Raw genomic sequence first — 18,238 nt, forward strand, 5'->3', positions numbered from 1 at the left:
TGGATTTCAAAAATAGTTTTTTTTATCAGAAAATCACTATTCTGATTGTAAATATTTTATGTATTTCATCTAATTTCTATGTACTTAATCGATTATTTTTAAATATTTTTGTTTTTTTTTAAAAAATAGTGATAAATGGTATGATTTGTAGATGGTTTTTTTTAATAAAAAAATGTATTCATTTATTTTTCAATTAATTGCTATCAAAAAAGTTTAGGTATTACAATTTGATTTTAAATAATTGCAAAGTTTTTATGGACAGTTTCTGTGAGGATTTTTTTTTCGGTTAAATTTTTTATAAACAGAGGCCATTTCTACGTAAATTGTATTTAAATTTATTCCTTTGTGATTTTACTTAATCAATTCGAAATCTCGTTGCTGCATGTTTTTAATTGTCAATAAATATTTAGTTCCCAAAGGCTATCGTGGATTGGCTATATTTCCTTTTGTATTTGTAAAATATAGGGCTGATAAAAAAAATATGGTTTTTTTTAATCATGAAAAAATCCATATTCGGCAACAATTGGAGTTACTTATAGTTCTTTTTTTTATTTGGTATTTTATAGAATATTTGTTTCGCTTGATTCAATATAAAAATACCGACTTAGCGTATAGAAACATTAGTTTCGAGCGGGAAGCCTACGCAAATGAATTAAATTTAGCGTATTTGAGAAAGCGCCCTTTTTTGCGATTTTTAAATTATTTAACAAAAAAATAATCCTGATTTTTAAGTAAAATAGCAGCAAACACATACCGATCTGGTTGTTGTCAATCAACATTGTGTTTACCCCTCGGTCAATCACTGTTTAAATAATTTGTCTAAATTACTATGTCGTGGATTTAGTTTATTGTAAATCAGAATCTTTCTGTTTATGTATTATAATCAAGTTATTTAAATAATTTGGACAACTATTAAAGTGTCTATTTTTAAAAACGATAACGTTTTCGTTGTAACGAAAACGTTGTAATTGAAAACATTCATAAAATTATCATAAAATTACAACTAATTTCGCGTTAAATCGAACGATTAGTCAATTATTGACCTAATTATTTTATTTGTAACAAAAAATAGTCACAAAAGGCTTGATGTTGTTTCTATCTATACTTTGTACAAGTTTGATTTATTCAAAATGTGTCCGATACAGTAGCTACTCTTTGTGGTCTGCTTCCCGCGATTTTATAGTAGTAAAAGGAACAACAACCCGAAATCAAACAGATCTTGATGGATTTTAATACTTTTTTATTTAAAAAAGTTTTGATTTTCTACAGGTCAAGATAAGTCCCAATAGAATAATCAAAAATTTATGAAAAATAGTATTTCGTTCTTATTCATTCTATTATTAATTTCGATAGTATCAAATGCACAAGTAGGAATCGGGACAACTACTCCTGAAATTTCGTCGATTTTAGACATTCAATCTACTAGTAAAGGATTTCTATTGCCTCGCTTGACTTCAGCGGAACGAGACGCAATAAGTTTACCTGCAACAGGACTTCTTATTTATAATACTACAACTTCACTATTCAATTTTTATAATTTGGGCTGGAATAATTTTGTTACAGGTTTAGTTTTGCCAATAAATGGGGGAACTGGAATAGCCAACAGTAACTTAGCAACGCTTGCATTACCAGGAGCATTTGCTACTACAATTACAACAACGGCAGTAACAGATATTACATTACCAAAAACAGGAACTTTATTTGGAACAGAAGTAGGAAGTATACTTTCAGCACAAATACAAAATTCACTGACAGACGAGGCAGGGAGTGGAAAGTTGGTTTTTTCTGAATCTCCAACTTTTACAGGTATATCGGTAGCTCCAACAGCAGCTGTAGGAACTAATACTGCACAATTAGCAACTACAGCATTTGTTTTGGCTAATTCAAATAATTATAAATCCGTTAACAGTACAGCAGAAATATCTACCAGTTCAGCAACGGATATATTAATACCGGGTATGTCAATAAGTCCTTTGACTGGAACTTATGCTGTTACTTTTAATGGGCAATATACTATTGTGCCAGGTAATAAAGCGGCGCAGGCGGTAGCAGATTTACAAGCGGTTTTTAGTCAGCTGGATAATATTCCCGTTACAGTAGTGCACGGAGCTACATTTGGAACGGAGACCTTGTATCCGGGGGTTCATAGTGTAGCTGCAGCAGCTTCCGTCGCAGGTACCCTCACTTTAGATGCACAGGGAAATTCAAACGCTCTTTTTGTTATTAAAATGGGAGCGGCCTTAAGTATAGGAGCAAGCACAACGATAGTGTTGCTGAATGGGGCATCGGCAGCTAATGTTTTTTGGTTGGCTAAAGGAGCTATTACTTTAGGAGCTTCAACTATCATGAAAGGAACCCTCCTTGCTAATACTGGTGCAGTTTCTTTAGGAGCTAATTGTACATTAGAAGGAAGAATGCTATCTACTGGCGGGGCCATGGGAATTGATACATCAATCATAACTAAAACTGCAAATAGTTCACATGCCAATTTAGGTGTTTTGTCTTCCTTTACTATCTTCACTTCTTCTGGTAACGTAAGCAATTCAGGGATTTCAAATATTACTGGAGACATTGGTGTGGGTGCAGGTACTTTTTCAGGTTTTCAAAATGCAGTAGTGAATGGTACTTTTGTGAGTCCCGGAATCGATAGTGCTATAGCTACTTTTAGTATTTATCAAAATGGAGTTTTAATCGCTAACTCAAGCAGAACGAGATCAAGTTTTGTAAATACCCTAGATGTGTCCCTACAAGCTATTGCCGATGTTTCGTTGGGACAAAATGTTGACGTAAGGTGGAATATCGACTCAGGAACAGTAAAGCTGGATAACAGAATATTAACACTAATTAGTGTTAGATGATTTTTAAAGTAGTGCTATGTGGAAATATTTTTTTAAATCTTGTTGAAGAGGTTTTTTTAAAATAAGAAATGAATAATGATAGCTCGTTGGGTGTAATTAGTTTTTAATTATAATTTTCGTCAGTTCAAGCAATTTTTGATAGAAAACGGTATTGAGAAGTATGAAATTATTAGTAATAACGGTTATCGATACATTTTTTATTCCTTTCTACTGCATAAAAACACCTGAAATGATGTTTTGAAAAATGGTGCCAAGAGGATTACTTTTATTTAATCAGTATTGTTTTTTACAGACTCAAAGTGATATATTTCAAGGGTTTAATGGCAGGTCATTTTGATGCTGTAAAATTTAAAAATAAGTTGTCAAATTACAAAATATATTGTTTTCAAAGTATTAATATTTTAGATAAATGAGGAATAATACCCTGTTTTTATATGTTTTATTCCTTATAATTTCAGAAATGAGCAGTGCACAAGTAGGAATAGGTACTGCTAATCCCGAAGCTTCATCAGTTTTGGATGTTTATTCTACCAATAAAGGATTTTTGATGCCGCGTCTGACTACAGTGCAGCGAGATGCTATTAGTCTGCCTACCACAGGACTTCTTATTTACAACACGACCACATCAATTTTTAATTTTTATGATTTGGGTTGGAAAGATTTTATTACAGGTTTAGTTTTGCCAATAAATGGGGGAACTGGAATAGCCAATAGTAACGCGTCAACGCTTGCTTTACCGGGAGCATTTGCAACTACAATTACAACTACTGGATTAACAAACGTTACGTTGCCTCGTTCTGGAACTTTGTACGGAACGGAAACTGGAAGTACAACTTCAGTACAAATACAGAATTCATTGACTGATGAGACTGGAACCGGAAAGTTGGTTTTTTCAGATTCGGCAACGTTTACAGGAATACCGTTGGCTCCAACTGCAGCAATTGGGACAAATACGACACAATTAGCAACTACAGCTTTTGTACTGGCTAATTCAGATAATTTTAATTCGGTTAATGCAACGGAGGAAATAGAAACTAATTCAAATACCGCTGTTGTAATTCCAGAAATGTCATTGACTCCTGCGGCTGGCACTTATCTGGTTATGTTTAATGGTCAATATAGTATACCTACCAGCTATACTTCCAGATCAGTAAATACGGCACAAGGCGAATTAGATTTAAAAACGGCATACGATCATTTGATAGTTGTTCCCAACACTAATGCCAGTCATGCACCTTCTTTTGGTAGTGGAGAGATTTTAATTGCCGGAGTGTATGCAATAGGAGCTGCAGCATCTGTTGCAGGAACTTTATTTTTAGATGCGCAAGGAAAGCCCAATGCAGTGTTTATTTTTAAAATTGGAGGAGCTTTAACTACGGGATCAGCAACTAATATTGTATTGATTAACGGAGCCTCAGCATGTAACGTATTTTGGGTCGTAGAAGGAGCCGTCTCCATGGCCGCTTCAACTGTAATGAAAGGAACTATCATTGCTAATAATGGAGCTGTTTTTATGGGCGCTAATGGAACTTTTGAAGGTAGAATATTCTCCACAACAGGGGCTATTAGTTTTGGTCCGGGAACAGCGTACATGCCCTTAAGTTGCTCTTATCTTGACTTAGGGATATTAGCTACTTTTGTTATGTTCACTAGTAATGGTGCAGTTAGTAATACTGCAAATTCTTATTTGACTGGGGATATAGGTACGAATTTGGGTGATATTTCAGGTTTTGAATATTCAAGCGTGAATGGCTCTCTATTTAAACCTGGCATTACTACTGTAGCGACCACCAGCAAAGCATTAGCAACTCTTAGTATTTATCAAAATGGAGTTCTCGTGCCTAACTCGAGTAGAACTTGTGCAAGTAATTTGAATACTGGATCAATTTCCTTACAGGCAATTGCTACAGTTTCTTCAGGGCAGAATATTGACATTAGATGGGAAATTGATTCAGATGCAATAATTCTGAAAAATAGAATCTTAATGATAATGAGTGTTAGATAGTAGCGATGCAAAAAAAGATAAATTTGATTTTAGATATTAATTAGAAAAATTTATAAACACACCAAGCATTATATCTAAAAGTAATTGAAAATAGTTGGTGTTTTTGCCTTTATTTTTAGTTTTTTAGTATGAAAGTAAAGTTAGATTTGTTGGTAATTTTATTCTTACATTTTGCTGTTTTTTTATTTTATTGTAATAAAAATAACGTAAGAAATTATATATTTAAGGATAAAAAATACGTATTTAAACGATAAATTGAGCTTTTTGACGGTATTTGCCCTGGAGGTGATATTATTTTTTTTTAACTTTAGCTAAAATATTCAGTTAGAGGTTTTAGTTTTTTGAAAATTGGAATTATAAACCAATCTGAATTTAGGTAGTATTATAATACCTTCATTGTTTATTACTGAGGATATTTTACATGCAATTGAATTACTTTTAAAAAAATATAAATTAACCAAATTCGCCGTCTATGAGCTCAAAAATACTTAATCGATTATTCCTGTTTTTTGCAGGTTTTTTATTTCATAGCTATGCAAATGCGCAACTTTTTGTAAGTGCAAATACAAATGTGTTAGTAAACAACGAGGTGGTTTACGTAAAGCAAGACGTAGAATTAAATGCAGCCACTAGCAATTTTTATTTACGTCAAGACGGTCAACTTTTGCAAGGTTCGGAGATGCAAAGGTTAGAGCCACAAAGTAAAAATAAAGGTTTGGGTAACTTATCGGTTTTTCAGGAAGGAACTACTAATAATTTTCAATTCAATTATTGGTGTTCACCGGTAGGAGGAAATATAGCAAGTGCTGGGAATGCGCCTTTTGGAATTACGCAGCTTAAAGATATTACTACTTTGACTAACAGTAATGATGCAACAATTTTGGCGGCAAATAATTATGACGGTACGGCTACTCCATTTGCCATTGCACCTTACTGGATTAATAAACTAGTTGTCGCCGCTGGTTATTCAAATTGGACACAAGTGGGTTCAAACTCAAATTTGAATGCCGGGGAAGGCTTTACGATGAAAGGAACTTCGGGAACTAATTCAACTAGCGTAAATGGCGTTTTGAACAATCCCGGGAATAATCAACGCTATGATTTTAGAGGAAAACCAAATGACGGAACTATTTCTATTCCAGTCGGCATTGAACAATTTACACTAACGGGGAATCCGTATCCCTCAGCCATAGATTTATCCGCTTTTTTAGTTGGAGCTACGAGTACTACAGGTATCGCTTATTTTTGGGAACAGGATAAGCACGTGAATTCACATAACATTGCGGAGTATAAAGGGGGATATGGCGCTTTTTCTCCCGGTGGACTGACTGGGATGGGGGTTTATGCTGCTGCAACTTTTTATTCCTATGATGGTTCAGGGAATGAAGTTAGTATTGCAGGGCCAGGAGGAGCGTATGAAAGACGTTTTTGTCCCGTTGGGCAAGGATTTCTAATTGATGGAACGGCTAACGGAGTTGTAGAGATGAAAAATAGTTACCGAGTTTTCGTTAAGGAAGGTAAGATAAATAATTCTCAATTTGAAAAGAATGCAAATCAAAATAAATCGAAAAATACTTCGGGCTATTTAAATACAATTCAATCCGTATCGGGTTTTGATTATGCCACGGTTAGCTTGGCTCCCACACCCCAAATCCGATTTAACACCTTGATGAATAACCAAGGCGTTCGACAACTAGCTTTGGCATTCATTCCGGAAGCTACAGACGGCGTGGATCGTGCAATGGACGCCATGTCTTCAAGTGATGATTCGACGGCGGATGTTTATTTTGTATTAAACGATTCAGAATTTGTCATTAATGCTTTAAAATTTGATATCGATAAAAGTATTCCTATTGGTTTTAGAAATAGTGGACAAGCTAATTATAAAATCACCGTTAAAGAAATTTTAAATTTTACGGAAGTTTCAAATGTTTACTTACACGATAAGGTTAGGGATATATATTATGACATCAAAAATAGTTTTCACGAGATAATCTTACCGTCGGGAGTTAATAATACACAATATGAACTTACTTTTAAAAATCGTACGGCTTTAGGTATAGAAGAAAAAGCAATTCAAAACTTTGTGGTATACCAAAATAACGCTGAAAAAAGCCTAACAATTAGTAATGCACTATTAATGGATCTTGACACTTGCGGTTTGTATGATGTAGCAGGAAAAATAATTTTCAGCAAAAAAGATTTAGGTACAAATGCCTCTTATAAATTTTCTACAGCAGGTTTAAGTAATGGTATTTATATCGTTAAGCTTGCGACAAAAGACAAAATAGAAGTAGGAAAAAAGATTATCATTAAGAACTAAAGCTCTTATAATAGTAAAAACTAAAGTGCAATCTATTGAGGTTGCACTTTTATTATATATAAATTTTACCTTTGTCCAAAATAAATTAAGTTGAATCAACAGTTAACAATGGGTTTTCCAGACGGTATTACCGTTCATATCAAAAGGGAAGATTTGATTCATCCCTTTGTTTCAGGAAATAAGTTTAGAAAACTAAAGTATAATTTGCTTCAGGCAAAAGAAGAACGGCAGGAAACACTGCTTACTTTTGGCGGAGCCTTTTCTAATCATATTGCCGCTCTGGCTTTTGCCGGAAAAGAGAAAGGATTTAAAACGATTGGGATTATTAGAGGGAATGAACTACGGGATAAAATTTTGGAAAATCCAACCTTGCAATTTGCTAAAAACTGCGGAATGCAATTTGAATTTGTAAGTAGGGAAAACTACCGCTTGAAAAATGAAATAGCATTTTTAGAAGATTTAAAACAAAAATACGGTGATTTTTATCTTATTCCTGAAGGAGGAACTAATGAGTTAGCAATAAAAGGTTGTGAGGAAATTTTGACTGAAGAAGATGCCGAATTTGATTATATAGGCTGTTCTGTAGGAACAGGAGGAACTATTTGTGGAATTATAAACAGCATTTTACCGCATCAAAAAATTTTGGGATTCCCAGCTTTAAAAGGAGATTTTTTAAAAGAGGAAATTCGTAATATGGTAAATAATAATAATTGGGATTTAGTAACGGATTATCATTTTGGGGGATATGGAAAAGTTAATATTGAGTTAATCGCATTTATTAACCAGTTTTATGCAGAAAATAACATTCCTTTGGATCCTATTTATACTGGAAAGATGGTTTTTGGCGTTATAGATTTAATACAAAAGAACTATTTCTCTCCACAATCAAAAATTTTACTCATTCATACTGGTGGAATTCAAGGAATTCAGGGAATGAACATTAGCTTAAGAAATAAAAAATTACCAATAATAGATATAAATGGTTAAAAAATATATACTGATTCTTGTAATACTGACTTTAGTGGGCTGTAATGCCGCAAAGCCTGTTATTATAACGACAAAGAAAATACCTTCAAAACCGAAAACAGAAATAGTTCGAACTGCTAAAAAACCAATTACGACAAAAGCAATTGTTTCAAGACCAGTAGTTGCAAAGACACCTGTAAAAAAACCGGTTGTAACAAATTCGACCAAACAAGAATATCCTACTCAAATAACGGAAGTAATAGTTTCAACTTCACAAACTGTTGTCAGTAGTGATGTTGTGGTTAATTATGTAGCTCAGTTCAAAAATGTAGCCATGGATAATATGAGGACTTTCGGTATTCCGGCGAGTATTGTGTTGGCTCAAGGAATTCTGGAATCTGGAGCAGGAAGAGGGGATTTGGCGGTAAACGCCAATAACCATTTTGGAATAAAATGCCATGAAGACTGGACAGGAGAAACTATCAAACACGATGATGATTCCGCGCAGGAATGTTTCAGGAAATATGATAATGTATCAGAATCGTTCAAAGATCATGCGTTGTTTTTAACAAATAGAGGAAGGTATTCTAATTTATTTGCTTTGCCAAAAGGAGATTATAAAGCTTGGGCAAGGGGATTAAGAAATGCCGGTTATGCTACCGACCCAAAATATCCTAATAAATTGATTTCTTACATCGAACGTTATAATTTAAACCAATATGATGATCAGGTTTTAGGGAATGAAAATATACAATTAGAAAAGCAATTGACTGGAAAAATTCCTATCGGACCGATAAAAAATTTAACTCGTGAGGTATCATTGTACCAAGTTCAAAAAGGAGATACGTTATATTCTATTTCCAAAAAATTTAATTTAGGAATTAATGAGTTAAAAGAAAAAAACAATCTGGTTGCCAATACGCTTTCAGTTGGACAACAATTGAAAATTTAGTAGAAATATAATGTAAACGTATCGATTCATTCTTTATAAGAAGCCAAATATAAAATCCAAATTTTAAAATGTTATATACAAGAAGTAGTCAGCTTTTTGCTGAAGCAGAAAAAGTAATTCCAGGAGGTGTAAATTCCCCCGTAAGAGCCTTTAAAGCAGTAGGTGGAACCCCGATTTTTGTCAAAAGTGCCAAAGGTGCTTATTTGTATGATGAAGATGGAAATCGTTTAATCGATTATATCAATTCATGGGGACCAATGATTTTAGGACATGCTTTTGAACCGGTGGTACAAGCCGTGATTGAAAAAGCCAAATTGGGAACTTCGTTTGGGATGCCCACAGAATTAGAAACACAAATTGCTGCTTTAGCCGTTTCTATGGTTCCAAATATTGATAAAATAAGATTCGTAAATTCCGGTACTGAAGCTTGTATGAGCGCCGTAAGACTGGCTCGTGGATTTACCAAAAAAGATAAAATAATAAAATTTGCCGGTTGCTATCACGGACATTCTGACTCTTTCCTGATTCAGGCCGGAAGTGGAGCAATTACTTTCGGATCACCAAATAGTCCTGGAGTTACTGCCGGTACTGCAAAGGATACGTTACTGGCAAAATACAATGATTTAGAAAATGTAGCTACATTAATTGAAGCCAATAAAAACGAAATTGCCGCGATAATTGTAGAACCTGTTGCAGGGAATATGGGTTGTATTCCGCCTAATAAAGGTTTCTTGGAAGGATTGCGTCAGCTGTGTACTGATAATAAAATTTTGCTGATTTTCGATGAGGTGATGACCGGATTCCGACTTGCTGCTGGAGGTGTTCAGGAATTATTTAATATCAATGCCGATATTGTTTGTTTCGGAAAAGTAATAGGAGGTGGCTTGCCGGTAGGAGCATTTGCTGCCAGTTCAGAAATTATGAATTATCTGGCTCCATTGGGTCCAGTTTATCAGGCAGGAACTTTGTCTGGGAATCCTTTGGCAATGGCTGCAGGATTAGCAATGTTACAGGCATTAGATGCTGACCGTGCAATTTTTCAAAGATTAGAAGAAAAGACCGCTTATTTGGCTGCAGGAATGGAAGAAGTTTTGAAAGCTAACAATGTTGTTTTTACTATCAATAGAATAGGCTCTATGGTTTCAGTTCATTTTGATGCTGATCCTGTAGTTGATTTTCAAACTGCAGCAAAAGGAGATAATGAAACCTTCAAAAAATTCTTCCACGGATTATTGCAGGAAGGGATTTATATCGCACCATCGGCTTACGAAACTTGGTTTATTACGGACGCATTAACTTATGAAGATTTAGATTTTACTATTCAGGCGGTAGATAAAGTTTCCAAAACATTTTAAACAAAAAAAGACCCGAATACGGGTCTTTTTTTATAAAACAGGATGAAATATTTCAAGTAAATGGATTATTTTTTGTCACCCATATTTGCTGGTTTTCCGTCTTTATGACGCATCATTCTGTTTTTCATTCCGTGATGTCTTTTCCCGTTCATGTCATCCCATTTTTTATATTGCTCCGTAGAAAGAATTTTTTTCATTCTTTCTTTCATAGCAATTTTCTCCTCTAGCATTTTATTTTTTCTTGCAAACATTTCATCAGATGTGGGTTTTGTACTAGAATCTTCGTTAGCTTTCATTTCCTTCATTCTTGCTTGCCTTTTATCACTTTTTTCAGCAATGATTTTACTCATATCTTTCTGTTGTGAAGCATTCAAATCTAATTCTAATGTCATTTTTTTTAACATTAATTGATTTTGTTGTTTCGGAGTGAATTTTTCCATTTCATCTCGATGATGTCGTGATCCTATTTCTTTCTTGTTTTGAGCAAAGCTTGTCATCCCAACAACCAATAAAGCGACAATTATTAATTTTTTCATTTTTATTGTTTTTAAGTTATGGTTATAAGATGCGGATAGTTGACTAAGGTTTAACTGTTAACAAAAATTTGTCATGTAATTATTTAAAAAAAAGAAAAAGAAACAAACATAAGTATGATTGAAGTCATAATCAGTACGCTAATATAATTGGACATTTGTTAAAGAAATTTTAAACTAATTCTTATGTACAAATTATCTTTTTTTGTAGTTGCATTTGTAATGCTAACTTCATGTGGCGATAAAAAAACCAAATCCGAGGAGAATGCTCCAACAACCACTTCATCTGATGAAGGAATGCCTGCAGCGCCAGAAGCTGCTCCAGACGTTTCCACTTATGACCCAAATAGAGGTCTTGGAAAATTTTCGACTGTTGATTTAGGCGATAAACTGGATGTAGCTATGGCTGCTGAAGGGGATAAAATTCAATCTGTAAAATGCTCTTCTTGTCATAAAATGACGGATGAAAAATTAGTTGGACCAGGTTGGAAAGGGGTTACTTCTCGTCATAAACCAGAATGGATTATGAATTTTATAACCAATCCTGACCCGATGATTGATAAAGATCCAAAACTTCAAGCTCAGTTGGAAATTTGTTTAGTTCGTATGCCGAATCAAGCACTTAGCGATAAAGATGCTAGAAACTTATTGGAGTTTATGCGTAAAAATGATGGTGTAAAATAGTTTTTGGCAAACAATTTAATTATATAATAGTAAATATGAAATCAAATATTCATGAACACAATAAAAGCAATAGACACCATGAGTAAAAATAAATTAGTAAAAGTAACTTTTGCAATTATTTTAGCAAGCGCATTCTTTACTTCTTGCAAGCCCAAAGATTCTAGTGATGCCGTAAGTGGTGATGCTGCACAAAAAGTATATGTAGCTCCTGGTAAGTACGATGAATTTTATAATTTTGTTTCTGGAGGATTTAGTGGTCAAATGAGTGTATATGGTTTACCAAGTGCCCGTTTGTTAAGAGTTGTTCCTATTTTTTCCGTAGATCCTCAAAGTGGTTATGGATATAGCGAGGAAACAAAACCGATGTTAAATACTTCAAATGGATTTGTGCCTTGGGATGACCAACACCATTTAGATATGTCGCAAACCAACGGTGAAGTGGATGGTCGCTGGATTTTTGCCAATGCGAATAACACTCCCAGAATTGCACGTGTTGATTTGAAAACGTTCAAAACGGTGGAGATTATTGAGTTGCCAAACAGTGCAGGAAATCACTCCTCTCCATTTATTACTGAAAACACAGAATATGTGGTGGCAGGAACTCGTTTCAGCGTTCCGCCAGACAATGCCAATGGGGATGTTCCTATTAATACGTATAAGAAAAATTTTAAAGGCTATTTAAGCTTTGTAAAAGTAGGTAAAGAAGGTCAAATGGATATCGCTTTCCAAATAGAAGCTCCCGGTGTAAACTTTGATTTAAGTCACGCTGGAAAAGGCAAATCTCATGGTTGGTTTTTCTTCTCTTGTTACAATACAGAACAGGCCAATACGCTGTTAGAGGTTAATGCTTCGCAAAAGGATAAAGATTTTATCATGGCTGTAAATTGGAAAAAAGCGGAAGAATACATAAAAGCTGGTAAAGGAAAAAAGATAGCTGCAAAATATGCCCACAATACTTGGGATGAAAAAACACATACTGCAAAATCAGAAATTAGAACTTCCGTTTTAGTCCTTGATTCAAAAGAGTTGAAAGACATTTGCTACATGATTCCATGTCCTAAATCTCCTCATGGTTGTGATGTTGATCCTACTGGTGAATATATTGTAGGAAGTGGAAAATTAGCCGCTTTAATTCCTGTATTTAGTTTCGATAAAATACAAAAAGCGATTGCTGCTAAACAATTTGATGGACAATATGAAGGTATTCCAGTTATTAAATACGAAGCTGCTTTGTATGGTGAAGTTAAAAAACCAGGTTTAGGACCGTTGCACACGGAATTTGATGGCAGAGGGAATGCCTACACTACTTTCTTCGTTTCTTCAGAGGTGGTGAAATGGGACATTAAATCATTGAAAATTTTAGACAGAGTACCTGTTTATTATTCTCCTGGACATCTTTCTATTCCTGGTGGAGACAGTAGAAAACCATTTGGTAAATACATGGTTGTTTACAATAAAATTACTAAAGACAGATACTTACCAACAGGACCGGAATTGGCGCAAGCTGCCCAGTTATTTGATATTAGCGGAGATAAAATGAAGCTTTTATTAGATTATCCAACTATTGGTGAACCCCATTATGCACAATCTGCTCCAGCTGATTTAATTAGAAACAATGGTCAGTTGAAATTTTATAAAATTGAAGAAAATAATAATCCTTTTGTAACTAAAGGAGAGAAAGAATCAAAAGTGGTTAGACAAGGGAACAGAGTAGATGTGTACATGACTTCCATCCGTTCTCATTTTGCTCCTGATAATATTGAAGGAATAAAATTGGGTGATGCGGTTTATTTTCACGTTACTAATTTAGAACAAGATTGGGATGTTCCTCATGGATTTGCTATAAAAGGCGCTGATAATGCTGAACTTTTGGTCATGCCAGGTGAAACTGCCACTTTGAAATGGATACCTGAAAAAGTAGGGATTTTCCCTTTCTATTGTACAGATTTCTGTAGTGCATTGCACCAGGAAATGTCAGGATATGTTAGGGTATCGCCTGCAGGAAGCAATGTTCCGCTAACTTTTAGTCTGGGAACTAACTTACCTGCCACCAAGTAATTATAAATTTTAAATAAAAAGGGAACATAATTATTATGTTCCCTTTTTTAAATCAACAATCATGAACAATTCAAAAATTTCAACACTTTCAAAAGGCGTGCTTTTGTTAGTGATGGTGCTATTGGTGTCTTCTATTTTTGTTCCAATGTGGCGAATTGAGTTAACTGCACCGCAATATCCGGAAGGATTAGTACTTAAATTACATGCCGATAAAATTGCTGGGGATGTTGATATTATCAATGGATTAAACCATTATATAGGAATGAAAACCCTGCATAAAGAAGATTTCGTTGAGTTTACGGTGTTGCCCTATATATTTGTATTTTTTGCTGTTTTTGCTTTGGCGACAGCTATTTTTGCAAAGAAAAAAGTACTTTATGTTTTATTCATTTCACTTATACTTTTTGGAGCTTTAGCCGCTGTCGATTTTTACAGATGGAATTATGAATACGGACATAATTTAGATCCAAATGCGGCGATCCAAGTACCCGGAATGTCATATCAACCACCGATGCTAGGCTATAAGCAATTACTGAATTTTGGTGCTTATTCTATTCCTGATATTGGCGGATGGCTGTTGATCGCTTCTGGATTTTTATTATTTATTATTGTTATAAAAGAATCCAATCTTTTGCAAAAATTTAAAAAGCCTAAAACTGCAACAGCTCTGTTATTCTTTTTGTCTTTGTTCTTTTTATCCTGCGCGGATAATACCAAAGCGGTTCCCATAAAATTAAATGTGGACAGTTGCGATTTTTGTAAAATGAGTATTGCTGACGGCAAATACGGAGCAGAAGTTCTGACCGAAAAAGGAAGAACTTATAAATTTGACGATATTATGTGCATGATGAATTATTGTAAAGAAAATTTAAACACAAAAATCAGTTGGTATTACGTTCATGATTTTACTCAGGATAATGTTTTAATTCCTGCTCCAACGGCTCATTTCATTTCAGGAGGTACTATTAAAAGTCCAATGAGAGGAGGAGTTGTTGCTTTTTCATCAGAGAAGGATGCTAAGGAATTTGGAACTAAATTAAACGCCGAACTCATTACTTGGGATGCTATTTTGAAAAAATAAATGCATTATTATTAATACAATTTTCGATCAGAAATAATGAAAATAGTTCTCTATATATGTTTGTTGTTTTCTTCTTTACTTTATGCCAATGTGATTGAAGTAGGTCCCACTAAACCTATAAAATCAATTAAAAAAGCCATTTCTTTAGCTAAAGTTGGAGATACAATAATGGTTCATCAAGGATTGTATAAGGAAGGAAATATAATCATCAATAAAAAGATTGTCTTTCTGGGTAAAAACTTACCTGTTTTAGATGGGCAAAAAAAATATGAAGTACTTTCTATTAAAGCGGATAGCGTAGTTGTAGATGGTTTTAAAGTTATAAAATCTGGTTATGCTACATTAGAAGATCCTTGCGGAATAAAAGTATACAACAGGAATGATGTTGTTATTCAAAACAATGTTCTGGATGATAATTTCTTTGGAATTTACATTCAAAATGGAAGGCGTTGTATCATTAAAAATAATAGACTTGTTGCGTACGGAACAGAAGAACAAAAATTAGGAAATGGAATTCATTGTTGGAAAAGTGACAGCCTGCAAATTATTGGTAACACTATTTCGGGACATCGAGATGGGATTTATTTTGAATTTGTAACCAATTCGATAATCTGGAGGAATATTTCAACCAGAAATATTCGCTACGGTTTGCATTTTATGTTTTCTAATGATGATGCGTATATTTCCAATATTTTCAAGAATAACGGAGCCGGTGTAGCCGTAATGTTCACCAAAAACGTGAAGATGTTTAATAATTTTTTTGAAGAAAACTGGGGCGATGCCGCTTACGGATTGTTCCTAAAAGAAATCTCAGACAGTTATATTATTGGAAACAAATTCAGCAAAAACACTTCAGGAATTCACATGGAAGGAACCAACCGAATTCAAGTTGAAAAAAATGTTTTTGAAGCTAATGGTTGGGGAATGAAAATCCTGGCGAGTTGCTCCGATAATGTAATAAAAAACAATAATTTTTTAGGCAATACTTTTGATATAAGTACCAATGGAAGTTTGGTCCTCAATACATTCAACAATAATTATTGGGATAAATATGAAGGCTATGATTTAGACAAAAATGGAGTGGGCGATGTCCCTTTTCATCCCTTGAGTTTATTTGCGGTGCTTACCGAAACCAATCCTTCTGCCATGTTACTTTTTCGAAGTTTCATGATCACACTTCTGGATAAATCAGAAAAGATTTTGCCTAGTATCACTCCCGATAATTTCATTGATAATTCCCCCTTAATGCATTCTTTAGCTTTATGATTGAAATAAAAAATTTAAACAAAAAATTCGGAAAATTAGAAGTTTTAAGCGATGTGAATCTTACTTTCAAAAAAGGAGAATGCATTGCACTAATTGGACCTAATGGTTGTGGTAAAACGACGTTGATAAAAACTATTTTAGGAATGGTAATTCCTACCAAAGGCGATGTTTTATTTAATGAAAAGTCTATACTCAAAGAATATTTGTATCGGGAACAAATAGGATATATGCCTCAAATTGGACGTTATCCGGATTATATGACTATTGGTCAAATTATTGAAATGATTAAAAAAATCCGAAATTCAAATCAGACTTTGGACGAAGATTTATTAAAGGCTTTTGACCTCGAAAAAATATTTGGCAAACAAATGCGGACACTTTCCGGAGGAACGACCCAAAAAGTGAGTGCTACATTAGCTTTTTTATTTAATCCTGAGGTGTTGATTTTAGATGAACCAACGGCAGGTTTAGATCCTTTGGCTTCCGAAATATTGAAAGATAAAATTATTAAAGAGAAAGAAAAGGGCAAACTCATTTTGATTACGTCCCATCTATTAAGCGAATTAGACGATATGATTACGCAGATTATTTTCATGCAAGACGGAAAAGTTCATTTTCATAAAACGATTGCTGATTTACTGGAATCGACTAATGAACAAAAAATATCAAAAGCAATTGCAAAAATTCTCAAAAGCCAAAGCAATGAATAGAATTATCAGAATTATTTTTTTAGATATTTTAAAAAACAAAATTATATTAGCATATACTATAATTTTGGGCATACTTTCATGGAGCTCATTTGGGTTAGAAGATAACTCTGCCAAAGGATTGCTTACCATTTTGAATATAATTTTATTTACCGTTCCGTTAGTTTCTATCCTTTTTGCGACCATCTATTTATACAATAGTTCCGAGTTTATAGAACTTCTATTGAGCCAGCCTATTAAACGAAAAAAGATATGGTTGAGTTTGTTTCTTGGATTGTCTTTGTCAATGATTTTGGCCTTTTTTATTGGTGCGGGAATACCGTTATTAGTGTACTCGGCAGATTCTGTCGGGTTGATGATGCTGGTTGTAGGATGTTTGATTTCGCTGGTTTTTGTGGCATTGGCGTTCTTGAGTTCTATTCTTACAAGAGATAAATCAAAAGGAATTGGAATTGCCATAATGAGCTGGTTGTATTTTGCTTTGCTTTTTGATGGAATTGTATTGTTTTTATTGTTCCAATTTTCAGATTATCCCATAGAAAAAGCAATGGTTGCCGTAACGGCGTTAAGTCCAATTGATTTAGCCCGAATTCAAATTTTATTACAACTTGACGCATCAGCAATGATGGGTTATACAGGAGCTATTTTCAAAAATTCTTTCGGCACTTCATTAGGACTGTTAATTTCATTTCTGTTATTATGCTCTTGGGTAATTATTCCGTTTTTCATATCATTAATAAAATTTAAAAACAAAGATTTATGATGTTTAAAGAAATTCTTCAGAAATTAGAAAACGCCGTAAACCCGGTGGCGCAGGTTGTACAGAACACCTCTTGCAGTAAAGTGATAGTTATTGCTTTCAAAAAAGGAATGATACTCAAAGAACATAAAACAGATATTCCTGCTAAATTATTAGTGATAAAAGGGAATGTGATCTATAAAGAGCAAAATCAACAAGAAGAACTCTTTTTATATGATGAAAAAGATATTCCGGCCGCAGTTCTTCATTCCGTTGAAGCTATCGAAGACAGTTTGTGTTTATTATTTAAAGGATAAAATCTCCAAATGAAAACAGATATAAAGAACAGAGCTGACATCGAGAAACTCATAAATACCTTTTACGGTAAAATAAAAATCGATACCAAAATTGGTTATTTTTTCACAGAAGTTGCTCATGTGAACTGGGAGAAACATTTGCCTAGAATGTATGATTTCTGGGAAAATATTATGTTTTCTACAGGTGATTTTGTCGGGAATCCTATGGCTAAACACAAAGAATTACATCAGAAAAGTACGATGACCAAAGCTCATTTCCAGCATTGGAATGCCTTGTTTGATGAAACAGTTGATGAATTATTTGCTGGGGAAAAAGCAGAGGAAATAAAACAAAGAGCTGAAAATATAGCAACGGCCATGATGTATAAAACATTAGGTTAAAAATACTTTTATA

Annotated in this window: 15 protein-coding genes; 14 read left to right on the forward strand and 1 reads right to left on the reverse strand. The window is 34.0% G+C overall.

What is annotated here, in order from left to right:
• The first annotated feature begins 1,304 nt into the window (after nt 1–1,304).
• From C4S35_RS07585 to hemL, 6 genes are all read left to right on the forward strand, one after another.
• Entirely contained in the window at nt 1,305–2,858 is a 1,554-nt protein-coding gene (locus C4S35_RS07585; RefSeq protein WP_103999609.1) for an ice-binding family protein, read from the forward strand.
• A gap of 409 nt (nt 2,859–3,267) precedes the next feature.
• Nucleotides 3,268–4,863, forward strand: coding sequence for an ice-binding family protein (locus tag C4S35_RS07590; RefSeq protein ID WP_103999610.1), 1,596 nt, complete (start codon nt 3,268–3,270; stop codon nt 4,861–4,863).
• 472 nt (nt 4,864–5,335) lie between these two features.
• Nucleotides 5,336–7,186, forward strand: a complete 1,851-nt coding sequence (locus C4S35_RS07595; protein WP_103999611.1) for a T9SS type A sorting domain-containing protein — start codon at nt 5,336–5,338, stop codon at nt 7,184–7,186.
• Nucleotides 7,187–7,294: 108 nt separating this feature from the next.
• Complete coding sequence (locus C4S35_RS07600; protein WP_103999612.1) at nt 7,295–8,173, forward strand: 1-aminocyclopropane-1-carboxylate deaminase/D-cysteine desulfhydrase; 879 nt, start codon at nt 7,295–7,297, stop codon at nt 8,171–8,173.
• Nucleotides 8,166–9,104 carry a glucosaminidase domain-containing protein gene (locus C4S35_RS07605; protein ID WP_103999613.1) on the forward strand — a complete coding sequence of 313 codons (939 nt, stop codon included), beginning with the start codon at nt 8,166–8,168 and terminating at the stop codon, nt 9,102–9,104. Before C4S35_RS07600 ends, C4S35_RS07605 begins: the two co-directional genes overlap by 8 nt.
• Nucleotides 9,105–9,172: 68 nt before the next feature.
• Nucleotides 9,173–10,459, forward strand: a complete 1,287-nt coding sequence (gene hemL / locus C4S35_RS07610) for a glutamate-1-semialdehyde 2,1-aminomutase (RefSeq protein ID WP_103999614.1) — start codon at nt 9,173–9,175, stop codon at nt 10,457–10,459.
• Nucleotides 10,460–10,524: 65 nt separating this feature from the next.
• Here hemL and C4S35_RS07615 read toward each other — a convergent pair whose 3' ends face one another.
• A complete protein-coding gene (locus C4S35_RS07615; protein WP_103999615.1) occupies nt 10,525–10,995 on the reverse strand; it encodes a hypothetical protein in 471 nt (156 codons plus the stop codon).
• A gap of 183 nt (nt 10,996–11,178) precedes the next feature.
• On the opposite strand from C4S35_RS07615, the gene C4S35_RS07620 reads away from it, so the two are divergent.
• The 8 genes from C4S35_RS07620 to C4S35_RS07655 all read left to right on the forward strand — a co-directional run bounded on the left by C4S35_RS07620 (nt 11,179) and on the right by C4S35_RS07655 (nt 18,225).
• Nucleotides 11,179–11,676: a c-type cytochrome gene (locus C4S35_RS07620; RefSeq protein WP_103999616.1), complete on the forward strand. Its 498-nt coding sequence runs from the start codon at nt 11,179–11,181 to the stop codon at nt 11,674–11,676.
• A 78-nt stretch (nt 11,677–11,754) separates the two neighbouring features.
• Nucleotides 11,755–13,734 (forward strand): Sec-dependent nitrous-oxide reductase, encoded by a 1,980-nt coding sequence (gene nosZ / locus C4S35_RS07625; protein ID WP_103999757.1) that lies wholly within the window; start codon nt 11,755–11,757, stop codon nt 13,732–13,734.
• Between the two features lie 61 nt (nt 13,735–13,795).
• Complete coding sequence (locus C4S35_RS07630; protein ID WP_244175211.1) at nt 13,796–14,815, forward strand: nitrous oxide reductase accessory protein NosL; 1,020 nt, start codon at nt 13,796–13,798, stop codon at nt 14,813–14,815.
• Between the two features lie 36 nt (nt 14,816–14,851).
• On the forward strand, nt 14,852–16,081 hold the full coding sequence (locus C4S35_RS07635; protein WP_103999617.1) for a nitrous oxide reductase family maturation protein NosD: 1,230 nt from the start codon (nt 14,852–14,854) through the stop codon (nt 16,079–16,081).
• On the forward strand, nt 16,078–16,791 hold the full coding sequence (locus C4S35_RS07640) for an ABC transporter ATP-binding protein (protein ID WP_103999618.1): 714 nt from the start codon (nt 16,078–16,080) through the stop codon (nt 16,789–16,791). Before C4S35_RS07635 ends, C4S35_RS07640 begins: the two co-directional genes overlap by 4 nt.
• Nucleotides 16,784–17,551 (forward strand): ABC transporter permease subunit, encoded by a 768-nt coding sequence (locus C4S35_RS07645; RefSeq protein ID WP_103999759.1) that lies wholly within the window; start codon nt 16,784–16,786, stop codon nt 17,549–17,551. Before C4S35_RS07640 ends, C4S35_RS07645 begins: the two co-directional genes overlap by 8 nt.
• Nucleotides 17,548–17,844, forward strand: coding sequence for a cupin domain-containing protein (locus C4S35_RS07650; protein ID WP_146059527.1), 297 nt, complete (start codon nt 17,548–17,550; stop codon nt 17,842–17,844). Before C4S35_RS07645 ends, C4S35_RS07650 begins: the two co-directional genes overlap by 4 nt.
• Nucleotides 17,845–17,853: 9 nt before the next feature.
• Nucleotides 17,854–18,225, forward strand: coding sequence for a group III truncated hemoglobin (locus C4S35_RS07655; protein WP_103999620.1), 372 nt, complete (start codon nt 17,854–17,856; stop codon nt 18,223–18,225).
• Nucleotides 18,226–18,238 lie beyond the last annotated feature (13 nt).

The organism is Flavobacterium urumqiense (assembly GCF_900108015.1).
Lineage (GTDB): Bacteria > Bacteroidota > Bacteroidia > Flavobacteriales > Flavobacteriaceae > Flavobacterium > Flavobacterium urumqiense.

Excerpts from the sequence above, each read along its gene's own strand:
- C4S35_RS07585 (WP_103999609.1), top strand. The coding sequence starts at position 1,305 with ATGAAAAATAGTATTTCGTTCTTATTCATTCTATTATTAATTTCGATA.
- C4S35_RS07640 (WP_103999618.1), top strand. The coding sequence starts at position 16,078 with ATGATTGAAATAAAAAATTTAAACAAAAAATTCGGAAAATTAGAAGTT.
- C4S35_RS07635 (WP_103999617.1), top strand. The coding sequence starts at position 14,852 with ATGAAAATAGTTCTCTATATATGTTTGTTGTTTTCTTCTTTACTTTAT.
- C4S35_RS07655 (WP_103999620.1), top strand. The coding sequence starts at position 17,854 with ATGAAAACAGATATAAAGAACAGAGCTGACATCGAGAAACTCATAAAT.
- C4S35_RS07590 (WP_103999610.1), top strand. The coding sequence starts at position 3,268 with ATGAGGAATAATACCCTGTTTTTATATGTTTTATTCCTTATAATTTCA.
- C4S35_RS07605 (WP_103999613.1), top strand. The coding sequence starts at position 8,166 with ATGGTTAAAAAATATATACTGATTCTTGTAATACTGACTTTAGTGGGC.
- C4S35_RS07595 (WP_103999611.1), top strand. The coding sequence starts at position 5,336 with ATGAGCTCAAAAATACTTAATCGATTATTCCTGTTTTTTGCAGGTTTT.
- C4S35_RS07615 (WP_103999615.1), bottom strand. The coding sequence starts at position 10,995 with ATGAAAAAATTAATAATTGTCGCTTTATTGGTTGTTGGGATGACAAGC.
- C4S35_RS07650 (WP_146059527.1), top strand. The coding sequence starts at position 17,548 with ATGATGTTTAAAGAAATTCTTCAGAAATTAGAAAACGCCGTAAACCCG.
- C4S35_RS07600 (WP_103999612.1), top strand. The coding sequence starts at position 7,295 with ATGGGTTTTCCAGACGGTATTACCGTTCATATCAAAAGGGAAGATTTG.
- C4S35_RS07645 (WP_103999759.1), top strand. The coding sequence starts at position 16,784 with ATGAATAGAATTATCAGAATTATTTTTTTAGATATTTTAAAAAACAAA.
- nosZ (WP_103999757.1), top strand. The coding sequence starts at position 11,755 with ATGAGTAAAAATAAATTAGTAAAAGTAACTTTTGCAATTATTTTAGCA.
- hemL (WP_103999614.1), top strand. The coding sequence starts at position 9,173 with ATGTTATATACAAGAAGTAGTCAGCTTTTTGCTGAAGCAGAAAAAGTA.
- C4S35_RS07620 (WP_103999616.1), top strand. The coding sequence starts at position 11,179 with ATGTACAAATTATCTTTTTTTGTAGTTGCATTTGTAATGCTAACTTCA.
- C4S35_RS07630 (WP_244175211.1), top strand. The coding sequence starts at position 13,796 with ATGAACAATTCAAAAATTTCAACACTTTCAAAAGGCGTGCTTTTGTTA.